This window comes from Ligilactobacillus salivarius, assembly GCF_035231985.1.
Taxonomy (GTDB): domain Bacteria; phylum Bacillota; class Bacilli; order Lactobacillales; family Lactobacillaceae; genus Ligilactobacillus; species Ligilactobacillus salivarius.
Map to the genome: position 1 here is coordinate 1,182,946 of NZ_CP117983.1, position 19,527 is coordinate 1,202,472.

19 protein-coding genes are annotated in these 19,527 nt (G+C 32.0%); 4 read left to right on the plus strand and 15 right to left on the minus strand.

The features are described from left to right. Positions 1 to 96: 96 nt before the first annotated feature. Genes glmM through cdaA form a run of 3 tightly spaced genes read right to left on the minus strand, consistent with a single transcriptional unit; the run spans position 97 to position 3,433 of the window. Complete coding sequence (gene glmM, locus PTA89_RS05870) at positions 97 to 1,449, minus strand: phosphoglucosamine mutase (RefSeq protein ID WP_250200451.1); 1,353 nt, start codon at positions 1,447 to 1,449, stop codon at positions 97 to 99. Between the two features lie 23 nt (positions 1,450 to 1,472). Continuing rightward, entirely contained in the window at positions 1,473 to 2,588 is a 1,116-nt protein-coding gene (locus tag PTA89_RS05875) for a CdaR family protein (protein ID WP_324177057.1), read from the minus strand. Next, complete coding sequence (gene cdaA, locus PTA89_RS05880; protein WP_161022560.1) at positions 2,585 to 3,433, minus strand: diadenylate cyclase CdaA; 849 nt, start codon at positions 3,431 to 3,433, stop codon at positions 2,585 to 2,587. Before cdaA ends, PTA89_RS05875 begins: the two co-directional genes overlap by 4 nt. Before the next feature lie 232 nt (positions 3,434 to 3,665). Between cdaA and PTA89_RS05885 the strand changes: the two genes are divergently transcribed. Beyond that, the gene (locus PTA89_RS05885; protein WP_003700593.1) at positions 3,666 to 4,349 is read left to right on the plus strand and encodes a DUF1361 domain-containing protein; all 684 of its coding nucleotides are present in this window, start codon (positions 3,666 to 3,668) and stop codon (positions 4,347 to 4,349) included. A 135-nt stretch (positions 4,350 to 4,484) separates the two neighbouring features. Here PTA89_RS05885 and murB read toward each other — a convergent pair whose 3' ends face one another. Then, positions 4,485 to 5,384 carry a UDP-N-acetylmuramate dehydrogenase gene (gene murB, locus PTA89_RS05890; RefSeq protein WP_003700595.1) on the minus strand — a complete coding sequence of 300 codons (900 nt, stop codon included), beginning with the start codon at positions 5,382 to 5,384 and terminating at the stop codon, positions 4,485 to 4,487. Between the two features lie 148 nt (positions 5,385 to 5,532). On the opposite strand from murB, the gene PTA89_RS05895 reads away from it, so the two are divergent. Further along, positions 5,533 to 6,066 (plus strand): 3'-5' exonuclease, encoded by a 534-nt coding sequence (locus tag PTA89_RS05895; RefSeq protein ID WP_324177058.1) that lies wholly within the window; start codon positions 5,533 to 5,535, stop codon positions 6,064 to 6,066. 71 nt (positions 6,067 to 6,137) lie between these two features. On the opposite strand, the gene tsaE is transcribed toward PTA89_RS05895, so the two are convergent. The 3 genes from tsaE to PTA89_RS05910 are packed head-to-tail and all read right to left on the minus strand — an operon-like array spanning position 6,138 to position 8,303. After that, on the minus strand, positions 6,138 to 6,590 hold the full coding sequence (tsaE, locus tag PTA89_RS05900) for a tRNA (adenosine(37)-N6)-threonylcarbamoyltransferase complex ATPase subunit type 1 TsaE (protein ID WP_160993736.1): 453 nt from the start codon (positions 6,588 to 6,590) through the stop codon (positions 6,138 to 6,140). Between the two features lie 3 nt (positions 6,591 to 6,593). Beyond that, positions 6,594 to 7,571 (minus strand): phosphate acetyltransferase, encoded by a 978-nt coding sequence (gene pta, locus PTA89_RS05905; RefSeq protein ID WP_324177059.1) that lies wholly within the window; start codon positions 7,569 to 7,571, stop codon positions 6,594 to 6,596. A gap of 33 nt (positions 7,572 to 7,604) precedes the next feature. Beyond that, complete coding sequence (locus PTA89_RS05910) at positions 7,605 to 8,303, minus strand: uracil-DNA glycosylase (protein WP_003706565.1); 699 nt, start codon at positions 8,301 to 8,303, stop codon at positions 7,605 to 7,607. A 139-nt stretch (positions 8,304 to 8,442) separates the two neighbouring features. Here PTA89_RS05910 and PTA89_RS05915 point away from each other — a divergent pair, with 139 nt between their 5' ends. Continuing rightward, positions 8,443 to 9,318 (plus strand): Cof-type HAD-IIB family hydrolase, encoded by an 876-nt coding sequence (locus PTA89_RS05915; protein ID WP_003710459.1) that lies wholly within the window; start codon positions 8,443 to 8,445, stop codon positions 9,316 to 9,318. A 64-nt stretch (positions 9,319 to 9,382) separates the two neighbouring features. Next, a complete protein-coding gene (locus PTA89_RS05920) occupies positions 9,383 to 9,886 on the plus strand; it encodes an LURP-one-related/scramblase family protein (protein ID WP_003706563.1) in 504 nt (167 codons plus the stop codon). Between the two features lie 36 nt (positions 9,887 to 9,922). Here PTA89_RS05920 and smpB read toward each other — a convergent pair whose 3' ends face one another. The 8 genes from smpB to dinB all read right to left on the minus strand — a co-directional run bounded on the left by smpB (position 9,923) and on the right by dinB (position 19,471). Next, a complete protein-coding gene (gene smpB, locus PTA89_RS05925) occupies positions 9,923 to 10,390 on the minus strand; it encodes an SsrA-binding protein SmpB (RefSeq protein WP_003700605.1) in 468 nt (155 codons plus the stop codon). Positions 10,391 to 10,415: 25 nt separating this feature from the next. Further along, on the minus strand, positions 10,416 to 12,815 hold the full coding sequence (gene rnr / locus PTA89_RS05930) for a ribonuclease R (protein ID WP_324177060.1): 2,400 nt from the start codon (positions 12,813 to 12,815) through the stop codon (positions 10,416 to 10,418). A 72-nt stretch (positions 12,816 to 12,887) separates the two neighbouring features. Beyond that, complete coding sequence (secG, locus tag PTA89_RS05935; RefSeq protein WP_003700607.1) at positions 12,888 to 13,124, minus strand: preprotein translocase subunit SecG; 237 nt, start codon at positions 13,122 to 13,124, stop codon at positions 12,888 to 12,890. A 59-nt stretch (positions 13,125 to 13,183) separates the two neighbouring features. Then, positions 13,184 to 14,722 (minus strand): ClC family H(+)/Cl(-) exchange transporter, encoded by a 1,539-nt coding sequence (locus tag PTA89_RS05940; protein ID WP_324177061.1) that lies wholly within the window; start codon positions 14,720 to 14,722, stop codon positions 13,184 to 13,186. Positions 14,723 to 14,897: 175 nt separating this feature from the next. Next, positions 14,898 to 16,079 carry an MFS transporter gene (locus tag PTA89_RS05945; protein ID WP_081534805.1) on the minus strand — a complete coding sequence of 394 codons (1,182 nt, stop codon included), beginning with the start codon at positions 16,077 to 16,079 and terminating at the stop codon, positions 14,898 to 14,900. A 66-nt stretch (positions 16,080 to 16,145) separates the two neighbouring features. Continuing rightward, positions 16,146 to 17,624, minus strand: a complete 1,479-nt coding sequence (locus PTA89_RS05950) for a HAMP domain-containing sensor histidine kinase (protein WP_324177062.1) — start codon at positions 17,622 to 17,624, stop codon at positions 16,146 to 16,148. Then, complete coding sequence (locus tag PTA89_RS05955) at positions 17,624 to 18,343, minus strand: response regulator transcription factor (RefSeq protein WP_003706557.1); 720 nt, start codon at positions 18,341 to 18,343, stop codon at positions 17,624 to 17,626. Before PTA89_RS05955 ends, PTA89_RS05950 begins: the two co-directional genes overlap by 1 nt. A 54-nt stretch (positions 18,344 to 18,397) precedes the next feature. Next, positions 18,398 to 19,471, minus strand: a complete 1,074-nt coding sequence (dinB, locus tag PTA89_RS05960; RefSeq protein ID WP_324177063.1) for a DNA polymerase IV — start codon at positions 19,469 to 19,471, stop codon at positions 18,398 to 18,400. Positions 19,472 to 19,527 lie beyond the last annotated feature (56 nt).

The window sequence follows — 19,527 nt, forward strand, 5'->3', positions numbered from 1 at the left end:
TGAAACTATAAAAAACATCAATAGTAAAAAGCGCTAGAAATCAACGTTTTCAATAACGTGGTTTCTAGCGCTTTAAGTTTCGAGACTTTTTATCTCTTATTCATTTACACCCATTTCAGTTTCTACAACGTCTGCAATTTCCATTACATAGTCATGCACTAATTCTTGAGTTTTAGCTTCAGCCATTACTCTAAGTAAGTCTTCTGTTCCACTTGGTCTTACTAAGACACGACCATCGCCAGCCATTTTTTCTTCAACTTTAGCGATAGCTTCTTTAATCTTTTCATTATCTAAAGCTGCTTTTTTATCAGTAACTTTAATATTTACTAATTCTTGTGGATATGTCTTAACTTCAGCTGCTAATTCTGATAACTTCTTACCAGTTTGCTTGATTACATTTAATAATTGAAGTGCCGTCAACATTCCATCGCCAGTTGTATTGAAGTCTAAGAATACAACGTGTCCTGATTGTTCTCCACCAACATTATATCCATCTTTTCTCATTGCTTCTACAACGTATCTATCGCCAACTTTAGTTTGAACAGAATTAAGATTATTTTCTTTCATTGCTTTGTACAAACCAATATTACTCATAACAGTTGTTACAATTGTGTCTTTCTTCAAGCGTCCACGTTCACTCAAGTACTTACCACAAATAAACATAATCTTATCGCCATCAACGATTTCACCATTTTCGTCAACAGCAATACATCTATCGCCATCACCATCAAAAGCTACACCAACTTGTGCACCTTTTTCCACAACAAATTTTGCTAATGCTTCTGGATGAGTAGAACCTACTCCCTTATTGATATTAAGGCCATCTGGATTAGTTGCCATTGTATCAAAATCAGCACCGAGGTCTGCGAACAAGCGTGAAACTAATGCACTCGTAGATCCATTAGCTCCATCAATAGCAATATGCATTCCTTCTAAATCGTCAGGAATTGTTTGTTCTAGAAATTGAGTATACTTTAATGCTCCTTCATGATAATCACTTAAAGTACCTAAACCTTCTGCAGAAGGACGAGGTAAAGTATCTTCATCACTTTCTAATAATGCTTCAATTTCTTCTTCTTTTTCATCAGATAATTTATAACCATCGCTACCAAAGAATTTTATTCCATTATCTTGAACAGGATTGTGCGATGCAGAAATCATAATCCCAGCATCAGCATCTTGTAATCTTACTAAATAAGCTACCCCAGGTGTTGTCATAACTCCTAAAGAAAATACTTCAATTCCTACTGATAAAAGGCCAGCAATAAGAGCTTGTTCAAGCATTTGTCCAGAAATACGTGTATCTCTTGCAACTAACACACGTGCTGGTTTATTAGAAGCATGTTGAGTTAAAACATATCCTCCACAACGACCTAGCTTAAATGCTAATTCTGGGCTCAATGTTTCGTTTGCAATTCCTCTAACACCATCAGTTCCAAAATACTTCATATTAAAAAATCCTCACATTCAAATTAATTATTACTTTCAGATGATTTCTCACTATTCGAGCTACTTACACTTATATTTGAGCTAGTTTTACTGCTATCATCTTCAGTTTTATCATTATTCAAACTATTATCTATTTTATTAGTCTGCGATACATCTGCAGAACTTTCATTATTATCTCCACTTGCAGTAATAGTTACCGAAATTGTAGCTGGAGAAATACTTGCAATTCCACTAATTGTTGATTGTAATTGAATTGTTCTTGTTACAGAACTAGTTACACCTTCTACTGACACAGGCACCGTTAATGTTGAAACCTTACTCAAAGCTTGTTTTGTTCCATGTAACACAACTGTTTTTGTATCTGTTGATATCGAGTAACTTCGATTTTTGTCTCCATCGCTTTGAACTAAATTCAAGCTCACTTTTTTACTTGAACTAGCTTCAAAAACCGGAATCGTTACACGAACTGTTTCAGGATCAAAAACTACATCTAAGCTTTTACCCTTTTTATCCAAAGCTTGTAGTAGAACAGATCGTACTACATCATTCTTAGTTCCACTTGGGATATTAACATTTGCTACAACAATTTCGATATTTTTTACATCATTTTTAGCACCTGTAACTCGAACCGTTTGATTATTCATAGTTACACTACCAGTTGCATATCCACTTGCTACATTACTTGAATTATAGCGTGCTTGAACTGGGAAAGTTTTTGTAGCTTTCTTACTAATTTTAACCTTAACAGTTTGTGGATCTATCTTAGCTGACACTTCTTTGCTCAGCCCAGATTGAGATAAAGTTATTGTATGTTTACCATACCCTTTACCAGTTAAATCGGCATACACCTCAAAATTACGTGTATTGTTAATAGCTGTGACAATTGCGCTTGGCCCAATTATTCTAACCTTTACCTTATCTGGTAATCCTGCCACAAATTCAGTATCTTTTGCTCCCTTAACTTTTAATGGCATCTCAATAACAATTGACTTCTCATTTGTACTTGTTGTTAATGTATGTCCTGTAGACTGTCCTGATGTTAACTGATCTGCATTAACATAGAAAAAAAGAAAAAGAGCAAAAATTAGAGCAACAATTCGGTAGAAAAATTTTGTATTAAAGTACTTTGATAATTTCAATGTTTTCTACCTCCTTTAAAACTCTTAGCAAATCCATCTACAAATTTAGTTAAGATATTATCATTCTTAACTTCTTGCTTAGGAATAAGTTCATTTCTTAAAAGCTTAAGGTAGTCATTTTGAGTTAAATCCCTTAATAATTCACTATTTTTAGTAATTGTAACTCCACCAGTTTCTTCAGATACAACAATTGTCAAAGCATCTGTTACTTCACTAATTCCCACAGCTGCTCGATGACGTGTTCCTAAAGCTTTAGGAATAAGATTACTTTCAGATAATGGTAAGTATGCTGCGGCTACTGCAATCTTGTTATCTTTGATAATAACAGCTCCATCATGAAGAGGCGTATTAGGAATAAAAATATTTATTAGTAATGCACCTGTTATATCTGCATCCAATTTTATCCCTGTTTCAATATAATCTTCTAAACCTGTATTCATTTGGATTGTTATCAACGCCCCAATTCTTCGTTTAGACATATATTGAATAGCCTGATCGAGAGCTTTTACCATCTTCTCTTCTTCAGCACCTTGCTTACGGTTATGGACAAATGTTCCACGTCCTAAATGTTCTAGACCTCGCCGAATTTCAGGCTGAAAAATAATGATAATTGCAATAATTCCCCAATTAATAACTTGGTCCATTATCCAAGATACAGTTGATAATCCAATATACCAGCTTAGTAACTTGATAATTACGATTACTACAATTCCTTTAAAGAGTTGAACTGCCTTTGTTCCTCGAAGAAGCATCATCAACTTATAAATAGCATACCAAACAACTGCAACATCTAATAAGTTTATCAAATGTTGTGAAGTTATCAAGTTGCTCCAATCAAAAGGCATAAATATCCCTCCTTGGTCTTTCAATATTATATCACGTTAACCAATTGAAAAATCTATTTTATTAAAAATAATCCTATACTTTTCGAATTACAATTAACAACATTTGGAATATAATGTTACTTAGAAGACTTTAACTTTAAAATCTTTATAAAGTAAATAATTTGTTCACATTATAGACAAATATATTTGTTAGAATGTTAGTTAAAGAGAATTGGAAAAGTGGTGAATTTTTATGCCTACTAAATTAAAATGGTTCATTCGAACAATCTTTGTTTTATTTATGATTTATATTTATATAGCTGATTATAGCCGCGGAACTTTTTTTAGTTTCTTACTTTTAAATACATTTTTAGGATATATCCCTGTTGAATTAGCGATGCATATTAACGAAAAACAAAATCCTGTTATTTTTTGGCTTTTATTTTTCTTCTGGTTATTATTCTATCCCAATGCACCTTATGTCTTAACAGACTTGTTCCATTTAGCACGTTTTAATCCGTACGACCCTACAACAGGTCTTATGACTTTAAGATTAAAAATGTGGCTAGAATTTACTAATTTAATTTCAAGTGCTCTAGGTTGTACATTGATGGGATTATGGAGTTTTGATCACTTTATTAATGTTATTGCTATTCGTTGGAATAAACGTTCAATTCCTTTCAGAATATCATTGGCCTTTATTTTGACAATTCTTTCCTCAATTGGAATTTATGTTGGTAGATTTTTAAGACTTCATTCAGCTTACCTCTTCACTAGTCCTAAATGGGTGGTTGATTTATTAATAGGTATGTGGAATGCTAGAATGTTAACCTTCGTTATCTTTATGACAATAATTCAATTAATTGTCTGGGCTTCTGTGGCTATTGGACGTCACTCAATTTATTTATATGCAAAACAAAATAATTTAGAAATATAAGAGGCTGAAAAAAGTCTCAATACTTAAAAGCCGCTAGAAATCACATTACTAAAATCGTTGATTCCTAGCGGTTTTTAATATAACTATTTTCTAAAATTCATCTGAAAATATAGTTTTTTCCAGCCTCTCTTATTTTTAATCTTCACCAATTATCCTAACTTCTGTTTCTAATTCAACATCAAATTTTTCCTTCACAACTGCTTGGACATGATGAATAACATCTAAATAATCTTTACCAGTACCATTACCAATATTCACAATAAATCCAGCATGCTTTTTAGATACTTGAACACCGCCTACTGTATATCCTTGCAATCCTGAGTCATGTACTAATTTACCTGTAAAATGCCCTGCTGGACGTTTAAATACACTACCACAAGATGGATACTCTAGAGGTTGTTTTGAAGCTCTTAAAAAGCTAAGTTCTTCCATTCTTTCCCTAATTTTCTTTATATCACCATGTTCTAGTTTAAAGGTTGCAGCAACTACAATATCATCTTCACTTTGTAAACGACTATGGCGATAACCAAAGTCTAACTCATCTACAGTATAAGTTTTGTATTCACCATTACGAGTTAATAACTTAACAGATTCAACAATGTTTTTTATTTCCCCACCGTAAGCTCCAGCGTTCATAAATATTGCTCCACCAATACTACCAGGAATTCCTGACGCAAACTCCATTCCGGTTAGACTGTGCTTAGCTGCTACACGGGTTGTTCCTATCAAAGAAGCTCCTGCTTGTGCTGTGACTTTTGTTCCATCAACGGTTATCTGATTTAGATGTTGCAAAATTACGACTAGACCTCTAATTCCACCATCTTTAACAATTAAATTGCTTGCATTTCCTAAAATTGTCAAAGGTACATTATTTTTTTTAGCAATTTTAATTAATTTTTCAGTTTCTTCAATACTGTCAGGAAAAGCTAATACGTCAGCTTTTCCTCCTGTTTTTGTATTTGTATATTTCTTTAATTCTTCATCAAATTTAACATTTAAATCCAAAAACAATTCTCTTAAATCATTTGTTGTCATTTTATTCCCTCGTTATTAAATAGTTTCATTTTTAATTCTAACATACTATAGCTAGATTATAATTGTAAATCTAGTTATTAATATATTATTCGCTTTTTAAGTCTAAAATTGTTAGACTAGATATATCTATAAAACAGAAGGTGATTTTTTGAATTTCGTAGCAATTGACTTTGAAACAGCCAATCCTAAAAGATATAGTGCCTGTTCTTTAGCACTAACTGTTGTTAAAAATGATCAAATTGCCGATCAATTTTATTCTTTAATCAAGCCTGATACTGATTTTTCTTGGAGAAATATTCAAGTCCATGGAATTACAGAAAAACAAGTACAAAATGCACCTAGTTTTCCTGAACTCTGGCCACATATTCAAAATTTCTTTACACCTAACAATCTAATTGTTGCTCATAATGCAAGTTTTGATTCCAGTGTTTTATTAAGAACACTAGAACATTATGATATCACCCTGCCACATTATCAACTATTAGATACACTTAGAACTAGTAAGAAATTTTTCAAAGATTTTGAGAATCACAAGCTTGATACAATTTGTAATAACTTAAACATCGATTTAAAGCATCATCATAATGCTTTATTTGATAGTACTGCTTGTGCTGAAATTTTACTTTACCAAGCTAATCTTTTTGGTGAAGATCAGTTACAACCATTCATTAAAATAAAATAAATCAAAAGCACTGTAAAGATCTGACTTCTGTACGTAATCAGATCCTACAGTGCTTTTATTAGCATCAAATATTATAACTCCGCTAGCAATTCTTGATAACGTTCCCCTTTAGCTTCAATTACTATCTTTCTCTGATCATCATTTTGTTCATCTTTAATGATATGAATAATCAAATATTCACTAGGTAATTCATCATCAATAAATTGTGACCACTCAACAACACTTACACCGTCACCGTTAAAATATTCATCTAAGCCAATATCATCAGCACTGGCATCTTCTAAACGATAAACATCCATATGATATAGTGGTAATCTACCTTCATGATATTCTCTAACAATTGTAAATGTTGGACTTTTTACATTTTTCTTAATTCCTAATCCTAAAGCAAGTCCTTTAGTGAAAGTTGTTTTACCAGCACCTAAATCTCCATCTAGCAAAATAATATCTTGAGGCTTTAAAAATTGAGCTATCTTTTTTGCCAACTTTTCTGTATCTTCTGCTTTTTTACTTACTATTTCCATGTTTTACATCAAAGCTTGAGCTGCTGTAATAATTGCAACCTTGTAGACATCTTCTTCAACAGAACCTCTTGATAAATCTGATACAGGTTTATTTAACCCTTGAAGAACAGGTCCAATTGCTTCGAATCCTCCTAATCTTTGTGCAATTTTATATCCAATATTTCCAGATTGTAATTCTGGGAATACAAAGACATTAGCGTGTCCTGCAACTTCTGATTCTGGTGCCTTTTGTTTAGCAACAACTGGTACAAAAGCTGCGTCAAATTGTAGTTCTCCATCAATCTTCTCATTAGGTGCTAATTCTTTAGCTAATTTTACTGCTTCTTGAACTTTTGTTACTTCATCTGATTTAGCTGAACCCATTGTAGAGAAACTTAGCATTGCAACTTGTGGATCAATATCAAAAATTTTAGCAGTATTTGTACTTTCCACAGCAATTTCAGCTAATTCTTGTGCACCTGGATTAATATTGATAGCGCAATCTGCAAATAAATATCTTTCATCGCCTTTAACCATTATAAAAGCACCACTTGTTCTACTTACGCCTGGCTTTGTTTTAATTATTTGTAATGCTGGGCGTACTGTATCCCCTGTTGAATGAATAGCACCTGAAACTAAGCCATCAGCTTTATCCATGTAAACTAACATTGTTCCAAAATAATTTACATCACGTAACATTGTTTCTGCTTGTTCTTTAGTATTTTTGCCTTTTCTGCGTTCAACAAAAGCTTCTACCATTTCAGCAAATTTATCTTCAGGGTAAGTATTTGGATCAATTAATTCAATATCTCCTAAATCTACTCCTTCATTTTCCGCATTTTGCTTAATTTCATCAACTTTTCCTAATAAAATAGGGACTACTAAACCGTCATTCTTCAATCGAATAGCTGCACGAAAAATACGTGGTTCTTGTCCTTCTGGGAATACTATTGTTTTGTTTGCTCCTGCAACTTTTTGCTTTAAGTTATCAAATAAATCCATTTAAAACACCTCTAAAATTAAATTAAGGTTAATTTACTTTTCTGTCAATTCTACTTTCTCTGGTAATTGCCAATCTATCGGCGTTTCACCTAATGCTTCTAGAGCAGCGTTAGTTTTTGAAAACGGACGAGATCCAAAAAACCCCCTGTTAGCAGAAAGAGGACTAGGATGTGGAGATTCAATAATGATATTCTTCTTTCTATCAATCAAAGCTGCCTTTTTTCTAGCAGCAGCTCCCCACAATATAAAAACAACTGGCATTGGTCTTTCTGAGAGCTTTTTAATCGCTTCATCCGTCAATTTTTCCCAACCTTTTCCTTGATGAGAAAATGCCTGTCCATTTCTAACTGTTAAAACTGAATTTAACATTAAAACACCCTGTTTAGCCCATTTTTCAAGATAACCATGATTAACAGGTTTTATTCCTAAATCGGAGTATAACTCCTTGTAGATATTCCGTAATGAAGGTGGAATAGCCACGCCTGGTAACACAGAAAAACTTAACCCATGAGCTTGATTAGGGCCATGATAAGGATCTTGTCCTAAAATGACAACTTTTACCTTTGAAAATGGCGTCCATTCAAAGGCTTCGTATATATGGTACATATCTGGGTGAATATACTGCGTCTTATATTCATTTTTTAAAAAATTATGCAATTCTGTATAATAAGGTTTCTCAAATTCTGGACCTAATACTTCTTGCCAATCATTGTGTATAAACGTTTTCAACATGAACACCTCGTTTTCTATTCTATCATAAATTTATTTAAAGATTAATTACTATCACTAAATTCTTAGTCTCTAAAATTTACTTTTCTTCACTATATCATGGTAAACTAGTAGTATAAAGTTTTTTAGGGAGGCTTCCTTTATGATACAAATAATCGCTTCAGATATGGACGGTACACTTTTAAATGACAAAATGGTAATTTCTAAACGAAATGCCGATGCTATTAAAGAAGCACAAAAAAATGGGGTTCACTTCATTGTTTCCTCTGGTCGTGGATATAATGAAATCAAGCCTTTAATTGAGGCTGCTGATTTCAATAGTCCTATGATTACACTTAACGGTGCTGAAGTTTTAGATGAAAATGGAAAAGTTTTAAGTTCTTCTCCTCTACCTAAAATTACTGCTAAAAAAATCATTCGCTTATTACGAAAAAAAGGACTCTACGCTGAAGTAATCACTTCAAAGGGCATCTACTCTGATAACAAAGCTAAAAGAATTGAAAACTTTGCTGAACTTTTAACTCGAGTTAGTCCTGATACTCCATATAAGTTAGCTGTTATCATGGCTTCTAATCGTCTAGAACTTATGAATATCAATTATACTGACGACTATATGGAACTTATAGATGAAAAGCACACCAAAGTTTTCAAAATTGTTGCCTTTAGTTCTGAAGGTAAGAAAGTTTTAGATCCTATTCGTGATGAAATCAGTGAAAATTCTGAACTTGTTGTAACCTCTTCTTCTGAATCTAACATTGAAATTAATCATGTTAATGCTCAGAAAGGAATTGCTTTACAAGCATATGCTGACTATTTAAATATACCTATGGATAACGTCATGGCAATTGGCGACAATAACAATGATGTTTCTATGTTAAAAGTCGCTGGAATGAGTTATGCAATGGAAAATGGCTCTAACGAAGTTAAAATGTTAGCTAAAAGAATAGCTGACACTAATACTTCTGACGGTGTTGGTAAGGCTATTGAAGAAGTTCTTAGAGAAAATCAAGAACACTAATTAATCTATAATTAGCGTATGATTGGGGGTGATTCAAATTCGTAAGTTATACACACGCCGAGATATGTTCGAAGTTGGGACTCAGCTTACTTTTAGAGACTCAGACAAAAAAATTATCTACTTTCTTTCGGGCCATCTTGGCGGACACCAAGGCCGAATAGATCTTTTTGATATTCAGGGAAAGTTATTAGCTGAAGCTCGTCAAAAATCGCTAGGTTTTTTTCCAAAATTTATATTTTTGGAAGATGGCCATTATGCTGGTTCTCTTAGAAGGTATTATGGTATTAATCATGATATGTTATTCGTAAAAAAATTAAATTGGTTTATTTTTGGTAATCTCTTTACTTTTAACTATAAGGTTTTTAAAGGTAGAGACTGCATTATGAAAATTCATGAAGTAACTCTTCCAGACGGCGGTAATTATTTAGAATTTGAAATCTCCCATAAAGAATATGAACCATTATGCTTATGCATCGCTTCAATTTTAGACTATTGGGCTAAAATGCGTAATCCTTCACATTCTAATCAAACTGAACTAAATAATAATCTTAACGTTAATTATTCATAAAAAAACTCGTTGAACAAATGCTCAACGAGTTTTTTTCTATCCATAATTTTTCAAAGTTCTTCTTATTTCTCTTTCTTGATCACGACGTTTTATTGTCTCACGCTTGTCATAGACATGTTTACCTTGTGCGATACCTATCAATACTTTGGCAAATCCATTTTTGATATATACTTTCAAAGGTACTATCGTAATTCCTTTTTTTTGAGTTTCTTCACTTAAATGTTTAATCTCTTTTTTGTGTAATAATAACTTTCTATTTCTTAAAGGATCATGATTAAAAATATTTCCTTGATCGTATAAAGAAATATGAACATTCATTAGCCAAACTTCACCATTTTTAACTTGCGCAAAACCGTCTTTTAAATTAATTCGGCTAGCACGTACAGATTTTATTTCTGTCCCAGTTAAAGCAATTCCAGCCTCATAAGTCTCTAAAATATTATAATCATGGCGTGCTTTACGATTTTGTGCTAAAGCATTATCTTTAGGCTTACTTTTTGCCACTTATCTCACACCCTTATCAATAAACTTATCTTGAACGTCGACCTTTCTTATTAGAGTGATTAAATCTATTTTTATTACCATTTTTGTAGAAAGGCTTTTGTCCACCTTTAAAGTTTTTCTTATCTTTACCATGGTACTTCTTATTGCCATGTGAACGTTTTTTATCCTTATCTTTAAAACGACGTTTATTATTATCACGTGGTTTAAATTCAGGTAATTCAACACCCTCTAATAAATCAGACTTAGGAATATCTTTGACACCCTCTAATTTAAAGTCTATCTCTTTTTGTTCGACATTAACATTAATTAGTTTAACTTCAATTGGTTGTCCAATCTTAAATGTTCGTTTAGAATGACGACCAACTAACGCCATTTGCTTTTCAAGGAATACGTAATAGTCATCTTTCATCTCACTAATATGAATTAAACCTTCTACAGTATTCTCAAGCGCAATAAACATTCCAAATTTTGTAACTGAGCTAACTACAGCTGGGAATGTTTCTCCAACTCTATCAGCCATAAATTCAGCCTTCTTCATTGCATCAGTATCACGTTCAGCGTCAATTGCTTGTCTTTCCATTTGTGAACTGTGAAGTGTAATTTCGTCTAATTTGTTACGATACTTTTCTTGAACTTGTTCAGATGTACCATTTTCTTTATAGTATCTAATCAAACGATGTACCATCAAGTCAGGATAACGTCTAATTGGGGAAGTAAAGTGAGTATAATCTTTAGCTGCTAAACCAAAATGTCCCAATGGGTCAGGTGAGTATTTAGCTTGTTGCATAGAACGAAGCAACATTGTTGATACCATTGCTTCTTCTGGTTTACCTGCTACCTTCTTCAAGATATTTTGTAACATCTTAGGTTTAACATCATTACTTCTACCAGTAACTTCTATTCCTAAACTATTAAGAGCTTCAAAGAATGTTGTTATTTTTTCTGGAGTTGGTGTTTCATGAATACGGTATACAAATGGTACATGTAATTTATTATAGTGAGCCGCAACAGTTTCATTAGCTGCTAACATGAATGACTCGACCATTCTTTCACTAGTTCCACGTTCACGTAATTCAATATCAATTGGATGTCCTAATTCATCTACAATGATTTTTGCTTCAGGGGCATCAAAATCAATTGCACCACGACGTTTTCTCATTTTAACTAAAATCCTATGTAATTCAGCCATGTCTTTAAACATAGGTACTAAATCTGCATAACGTTCTTTAGTTTTTTCATCATCAGATTCTAAAATTTTATTGATTGCCTTATATGTCATTCTTTCAGTTGATTTAATGACACTTGGGAAAATTTTATGATTTACAACTTCTCCATCAGCATTAATTTCCATTTCACATGTCATTGCTAAACGTTCTACATGTGGATTTAAAGAACATATACCATTAGATAATTTAGGAGGTAACATTGGAATAACTCTGTCTGTTAAATAAACAGAAGTACCTCGTTCAAAAGCCTCTTTATCTAGAGGTGTTTTAGGTTTTACATAATGTGAAACATCAGCAATATGTACACCTAAATGATAATTCCCATTAGGAAGTTTCCAAACATTTACAGCATCATCCAAGTCCTTAGATTCTATACTATCAATAGTAACAAGATCTTGATCAGTTAAGTCTACACGACCAACCTTTTCTTCTTCTGTAACATAGTCTGGAATCTTAGAAATTTGTTCTAACACTTCTTCTGGAAATTCAGTTGGAATATTGTGTTGGTATACAATTTCTAAAATATCCATTCCTGGATCGTTAACATTACCAATAACTTTAACAGCTACTGCCTTGATTATATTTGGTAACGTCTGTGTAGGATAGGAAGTAATATCAGCTAAAATAACTTCCCCAGGTACTGGATGTAGTCCCTTTTCTTCAATAAAGCACTTGATATTAGATAATTTTTTATCTTTTAAATGTACTGTTCCAATATATCCATCTGGCATGATTTCATCTGGATCAACACGAAATTCCCCAACAACTTGTGTTAGAGCATGATCAATAATTTCGATAACCTTACCTTCAGGACGCTTGCTAATTTCAGGATCTCCTTCACTGATCATTTCGACTACAACGCGGTCGCCGTTCAATGCAGCTAAAGTTTGTGTAGGACTAATAAAGAAATCATCCAATTCTTCATCATCTACTGATACAAAGCCAAATCCTCTATCATTAGCGTGAAAGACTCCCTCAAAAGTCTTAGGACTTTCTTTTACTATTAAACTAAATGTATCATCTTCAGATAATTTTATTTGCTTATTATGTTCTAAATCTGCTAAAGCTTGTACTACAAATTTGAATTGACCTGCTCCTTCCATGTCAAGAACTTTAACTAAATCTTGAACTTGGAATTTTTTTTGTGGTTCAGCTTCAAAAATTTGTAATAGCTTTTCTTGTAATTTTTCTTTATCCATTTAATTCCTCGTCATTTATTAAATAATTTGTATAGAAAAACCCCCTGTAAATTAACAGGAGGTTTATAGTAATTAGTGAGATGACAAATAAACCAATGCCAAACCTATTACAAAAAATAAAATTCCTAAAATTGTTGTTACTTTTTGCATAAACGCTTCAAATCCACGTGGTTTTTGCTTACTAAATAACTCACTTGAACCGCCTGAAAGAGCAGTTGAAGCATTATCATTTTTAGCAGGCTGCATCATCACAGCGATAATTATTAATATTGAGATAATAACTAATAATGTTAATAACACATTATACAAAAGGAAAACCTCCTTTTCCTTATACAGTAATACATATACTCTAATTTAACATATCTTTACTAGTTTTTCCAGTTGGAAATGTCATTAGCAATATGTCCAATTTTTCTTGCCACTTCTGCACGATGAGCATCTCCAGTCTCAATTACAAGAGTATCACCACTTCTAATTAACGTATCACCATGTGGGATTGTTTGTTTTTCTCCACGTTGAATTGCCACTAATAAGCATTCTTTAGGCCATGTTATATCTCTAACTTGTTTGTCTTGTAAATATGAACCTGCAAATACAGGAATTTCTAATTGATCTGTAAACTCATCTGGATGTGGTGTATAACGTTTAAGAAATTTTTCTAACAATGCTTCGTAAATTGGGCGTCCACGTAATAAATCAACAACTGTATATGCTGTTAGTGATACGACTGCTAATGGCATTAAATGATGCAAAGAACCTACCATTTCGGTAATTAAGAGAATCGCCGTAAATGGTGCTTTCCCTATACAAGCAAAATAACCTGCCATGGCATAAATAATACAGTCAACAATATATTTATCTGGCAATAAACCAAAATGAGCTGCAACAACTCCATATAAAGCTCCTAAAGTAGCTCCAATTGTCAAAATAGGCAAGAAAATTCCACCAGGCAATCCACTACCGTAAGATAAAGTAGAAAATAGTAATCTTAATAAGAAAATACCTAAAAGTAGCCATACCGTCGGAATATTACCACCTATTTCAAGAATTAAACTATTACCTCCACCTAAAGTGTCTGGTAAAAAGTACCCTAAAGGAAATAATAATATTATGGGAATTATTGCTAACCAATTACTAGGGATAAATTCAAATAGTTTATAAAATCTATCGACATTTAAAGTTAAGTATTGATAAACATACCCTAAGAGTCCTAAAAAAATTCCCAATAATACTAGATGGATATAATAATGAATGGGAAAAGCTAATTTATAAGACATATGTAATACTGGTGTTAAACCAAAAAAATTTAAAGAAACAAAATTAGCTGCAATTGCCGCTGCTAAAGAAGTTGTCCAAACTAATGGAGAAAAATTATGATAAACCTCTTCAAGAATAAATAATGTTGATGCAATTGGTGCATTAAAAGCTGCAGATAATCCTGCTGAAGCTCCTCCAGCAATTAAAATTCTTCTACCAGAACCGCGATGATTTGTTCTTTCAGCTATCCCCTGTCCTACTGCTGCTCCTAATTGAATTGATGGACCTTCACGCCCTAAAAATAGACCTATTCCGATACTTAAAATTCCACCAACCCATTTACGCCAAAGAACAGACCACCAGTTCATTTCCAATTCTCCAGCAAGTTGTCCTTCGACTTGGGGAATACCTGATCCCTTAATATTTGGTTCATCCTTAATGAATTTTGAATTAGCTATTAAAGATACCAACATTATAATTGCTAAAATTATAAAATAGATTGAATTATTATGGGCTTGCATAAACAAAAACTTGATAAGTACTAAAAATTTTTCAATTAATAGTCGAAATAAACTAACTACAATTCCTACTGTCGCTCCAACTAATAATCCTTTAACTATAAATATAAATCTACTCGTATCAAATTTCATTTTAATTCCCTTCAAAATAAAAATTTAATAATGTTATAAATTTAATTATATACTATTTCAAATACAATCTAAATGCTTAATATTTCAACATCACCATAAAAAATACAGAATCAATCTATAAATTATAAATTGATCCTGTATTTTCTATATATTCTATTAAATCTATTAACATCTATTAATAATTTTTTACGTTATTTCCGACTCTTAATCTAACTAAATACACTATTACTAATATTGCTAAATTAAAAATTATCGCAATTAAAAATAAATTTCTATATCCAAAACCTTCAATAACCAATCCACCAAATAAAGGGGCGATTGCTCTTCCAGCACTACCAAATGAATTAACTAAACCAAGATATTTACCTTTAACTTCATTTGGTGTCAGTTGATTAATAATAACTGGAACTTGCGGAAAAGCTAAAGCCTCTCCAAATGTCAGTAGGACCATTGCTACGACAAATAAATAATATTGTTTAGCAAAAAATAAAACTACAAAAGATAACGCAAAAGTAAATATACCAAAGTAAATTGGAAGATAATTATTCTTTATTAGATGTCTTAATCTAACAATAAAAATTTGAATTACCAATATTAATCCTGCATTGATAGTCCATAAAACACTATAGTAACGAAATGGTATTCCTAAACTTGTAATATATACTGAAACATTACTTCCCCATTGTTGATACATTGTCCAAGTAACCAACAACATCGCAAATAAACTATAGATTAAATACATGTTTATTTTTGGTAAAACAACCTTAACTTTACTATGTTTATGGGTATTACCATGTATGTTTTCGTCCTTCAATGCACGAAATCCTATCATTACAACTAACAAAAAGCCAAAACTAATTAGCATAGCAGCTATAAATGGCAACTTTATATTCCAATCATATAGGAAACCTACAGTTGAAGACCCAATAACAATTCCAAGATTTTGGATAAAATAAATCATATTAAACACATAATTACCGTCATATTTCTTCAATATCGCACCTAACGCACTTATTAGAGTTCCATTCCATCCTGCACTTAATCCTAAAAAGAATAGACAGATAGAAAACGGTAAAGCTTGGTGGAAAAATACTAAAACAACTAGGGATAAGGTTGTAACTCCTCCGCCTAATAACAATAAATAATATGGATTCAATTTATCAAATCCTAATCCACCAAATATATTTCCAATTACACTAGCCAAAGAATTAAAAAATAACACTAAGCCCACTAGTGCGAGTGAAATATGCAGATTGTCGTGCAAATAAACACTTGTTAATGGCCAAATAAAACTCATTTCAAAGCTAGTACAAAAAGAGCCTAGCAATACAGCGAATAAAGATATTTCTTTTTTCAAAAAATCTCCACCCCTCTACAAGAAAATACAGTCAAACCTCCTTGTTTAACTGTATCCTTAAATAATCTAAATTTTACTTAACTTATTTTTATTTGGAAAACGTAAAGTAAAGGTTGTCCCCTTTTCTTCCTTACTTTCAACAGTAACACTTCCTTGATGTAATTGCATTAATTGATGAACAATAGATAATCCTAATCCAGATTCGCCATACTTGGTATTTTTTCTTGAAGGATCAGCTTTATAATATCGTTCCCAAATATTTCTTAATTGTTCTTCGTTCATACCAATTCCATTATCAGAGATGCGAATAATTGTTTCTTCATTTCCTTTTTCAGCAGAGATGTTAATTACACCATTTTCTGTAAATTGTATCGCATTTTGTGTAATATTAAAAATAATTTGAACTAACCTATCATAATCTGCATAAACCATTAATTTATCAGGTGTATACAATTCAAATTTATCTCCTACTTGTTCAGCTTTATTTCTTAATTGCTTAATAATATTATTTAAAACTTGAACAACATCAAACTCAGTTTTGGAAAGTTCAATTTGTCCTGATCTAATTTTTTCATAGTCTAAATTTTCATTTACTAATCTTATCAAACGTTTAGTTTCATTACGCATTAATTCAATACTTTTCTCTTTGCTTTCTTCAGGAATAGCATCATATGCCAAGCCTTCAAGTAACCCATTAATAGTAGTTAACGGTGTCCTCATTTCATGTGCTGCATCAGCAAAAAATTGGCGTCTACGTTCTTCTTGACGCTTTATTTCTTCATTTGATTCACGCAATGATTGTACCATTGAATTGAAGTCCAATGTTAATTTGTCCAATTCACTATCACCATTAGTATCTAAATGCACATCAAAATTTCCCGCAGCAACTAGGTCTGTAGCATTTCTCAATCGAGCTATTTTTTTAGTTAAGAAATGGGCAATTATGATACTTAAAATAACTCCTACTAAAATTGCAAAGGCAACGGTCAAAACTACATTTCGTCTTATAATTTGTAGGTTCTGTGTGATATTAGATAAGTCTTCACCTACTTTAATAACAGCTACTAAATTTCCCTGATAATCAAAACAAGGAGCGTAAATATCCGTTATTTTAACATCCGACCCATCTACTTCACTCTTACTTTTTCTTGGTCTAAAGTCCTGTTTTCTCTTAACAACATTACCTGCTGTCAACTTTTTCCAATCAGCCTTACTAATACTTCTATTCTCACGAATGACTGAATTATCAGGATATAACACGTCTGTTCTACTTGTATAAATAGTAAAATGTGTGTTTTGTGCTGATAATAATTTTTCTGTAGCTTTTAATTGTGAGACATTCAATACAATTATTGTCTTTCCGGCTTTATCCGTCGTCAATTTAAGAGCTTCTTTTCTTAAGGTATAAGCATAGCCTTGCATTTGTTGCCAGGCATTTTCATACGTCATTTCCTTAGTTAAATGAAAAAAGACCATCGCTAACGTTCCAGACAAAATAATTATAATAGACAAAAAAGCCAGCATTTGTTGATATATAAATTTCATTATTCTGCCTCTGTATCATCAAACTTATATCCAACACCCCACACAGTTTGTATAACTTGTGGACCAACTTTTTCAATTTTTTGTCTTAGCTTTTTAATATGTGCATCAACTGTTCTTTCATCACCATAGTATTCATAATCCCATACCAATTGCAATAATTGTTCTCTAGAGAATACTTGACGTGGTTTTTTTGCTAATACTCTTAACAAGTCAAATTCTTTTGGTGTTAGACCATCAATCCTATTGTCATTCAAGTAAGCTTCTCTAGTACTAGAATTTAGTTTAAAATGATCTGTTTTAACATCAAAGTCATCATCTTCCTTGTTCTGTTTGCTGCTTCCTAATGCAGAAATTTGAGCACGACGATGAAGGGCTTTAATTCTTGCAATTAATGTTATTGGTGAAAATGGCTTGGAAACATACTCATCTGCTCCCATTTCTAAGCCTAAAATCTGATCACTTTCAGAATCTCTAGCAGTCAAAATTATGATTGGAACAGTACTTGAAATTTTTCTTATTTCAGCATTAACTTGCATTCCATCCATTCCAGGTAAATTCAAGTCAAGTGTGATCATATCCCACTCATCAGATTTTTCTTTAAATTTTTCTACTGCAGAAATACCATCATAAGCATATTCTACGTCCCATTTTTCTTTTTCAAAAAACATGGACATCATTTCACATACTGATTTGTTATCTTCAATCATTAGTAGTTTCATGTTTATTACCTCACTTACATTATAAGTAATATGCTACACTATCATTATTAAACTTTAAATAGGTAAGCTCATATTTTCAAAATTTACAGTATCTAAATTTGTCAAAGTCAAGCCCAATAGCCTAACATCTATATCTATGTCTTGTACTTCTTCAAATAATTGTTTTCCATAAAAAACTATATTTTCTACATCATTAGGAATATAATCTTGAAGGGTAGTTCTCTTTGTTACCGTTTCAAAATCATTATTTCTAACTTTAATAACTAAAGTTTTTCCCCTAATTTGTCTACTTGTCGTTATATCTACAAGTTTTGTAGCTATCAATCTTAATTGACTATCAACCTCTTCAACTGTTTTTAAAGGTTGATCAAATGTCCGCTCCTTGCCAACAGATTTTCGTTCTCTTTTCCATTCAACTGGCCTCATATCTATACCACGTACACGCTGATATAATATATGTCCAATTTTACCAAATTTATTAATTAAGTCTATTTCTTTCTTATTATATAAATCAATACCATAGTATATCCCTTCCTCATACATTTTAGGTAATGTTTTTTTACCTACGCCTCTAAATTTCTTAATTGGCATATTAAATAAAAAATCTTGTACATCATCTGGTGTCACAACTGTCATTCCAAACGGTTTAGAGTAATCAGATGCTAATTTAGCTAGAAATTTATTATACGAAACTCCTGTAGAACAAGTTAATTTAGTTTTTAAATAAATTTCTCTTTGAATTCTACAGGCAACTTCTACTGCTGATTTTATACCTAACTTATTTTCTGTAATGTCAAGATATGCTTCATCTAGTGCTACATTTTCAATTTTATCAGTGTACTCATGAAATATTGTATGAATTTGACTGGATACTCGGCGATATTTAGCAAAATCAGGAGCTTTAAAAATTGCATGAGGACACTTATCTAATGCTTTTTGAGCACTCATTGCAGAATGAATTCCATACTTTCTAGCAACATAATTAGCGGTTGCTACAACTCCCTTTCCAGCAGTATGTTTAGGATTTCTAGCAATCACTAATGGCTTATTTAAGTACTCTGGATTATCTCTCATTTCAATAGAAGCATAAAATGCATCCATATCAATATGCAAAATTTTTCTCTCCATGTTAATATCACCGCCTTTAAAACGTACGTTCTATAAAATATAAAACAAAAAGAGAT

What these genes read in the sequence shown, in the direction of transcription:
- glmM (WP_250200451.1), bottom strand. Translation starts at nt 1,449, where the DNA reads ATGAAGTATTTTGGAACTGATGGTGTTAGAGGAATTGCAAACGAAACA.
- cdaA (WP_161022560.1), bottom strand. Translation starts at nt 3,433, where the DNA reads ATGCCTTTTGATTGGAGCAACTTGATAACTTCACAACATTTGATAAAC.
- PTA89_RS05885 (WP_003700593.1), top strand. Translation starts at nt 3,666, where the DNA reads ATGCCTACTAAATTAAAATGGTTCATTCGAACAATCTTTGTTTTATTT.
- murB (WP_003700595.1), bottom strand. Translation starts at nt 5,384, where the DNA reads ATGACAACAAATGATTTAAGAGAATTGTTTTTGGATTTAAATGTTAAA.
- tsaE (WP_160993736.1), bottom strand. Translation starts at nt 6,590, where the DNA reads ATGGAAATAGTAAGTAAAAAAGCAGAAGATACAGAAAAGTTGGCAAAA.
- pta (WP_324177059.1), bottom strand. Translation starts at nt 7,571, where the DNA reads ATGGATTTATTTGATAACTTAAAGCAAAAAGTTGCAGGAGCAAACAAA.
- PTA89_RS05910 (WP_003706565.1), bottom strand. Translation starts at nt 8,303, where the DNA reads ATGTTGAAAACGTTTATACACAATGATTGGCAAGAAGTATTAGGTCCA.
- PTA89_RS05915 (WP_003710459.1), top strand. Translation starts at nt 8,443, where the DNA reads ATGATACAAATAATCGCTTCAGATATGGACGGTACACTTTTAAATGAC.
- PTA89_RS05920 (WP_003706563.1), top strand. Translation starts at nt 9,383, where the DNA reads ATGTTCGAAGTTGGGACTCAGCTTACTTTTAGAGACTCAGACAAAAAA.
- rnr (WP_324177060.1), bottom strand. Translation starts at nt 12,815, where the DNA reads ATGGATAAAGAAAAATTACAAGAAAAGCTATTACAAATTTTTGAAGCT.
- PTA89_RS05940 (WP_324177061.1), bottom strand. Translation starts at nt 14,722, where the DNA reads ATGAAATTTGATACGAGTAGATTTATATTTATAGTTAAAGGATTATTA.
- PTA89_RS05950 (WP_324177062.1), bottom strand. Translation starts at nt 17,624, where the DNA reads ATGAAATTTATATATCAACAAATGCTGGCTTTTTTGTCTATTATAATT.
- PTA89_RS05955 (WP_003706557.1), bottom strand. Translation starts at nt 18,343, where the DNA reads ATGAAACTACTAATGATTGAAGATAACAAATCAGTATGTGAAATGATG.
- dinB (WP_324177063.1), bottom strand. Translation starts at nt 19,471, where the DNA reads ATGGAGAGAAAAATTTTGCATATTGATATGGATGCATTTTATGCTTCT.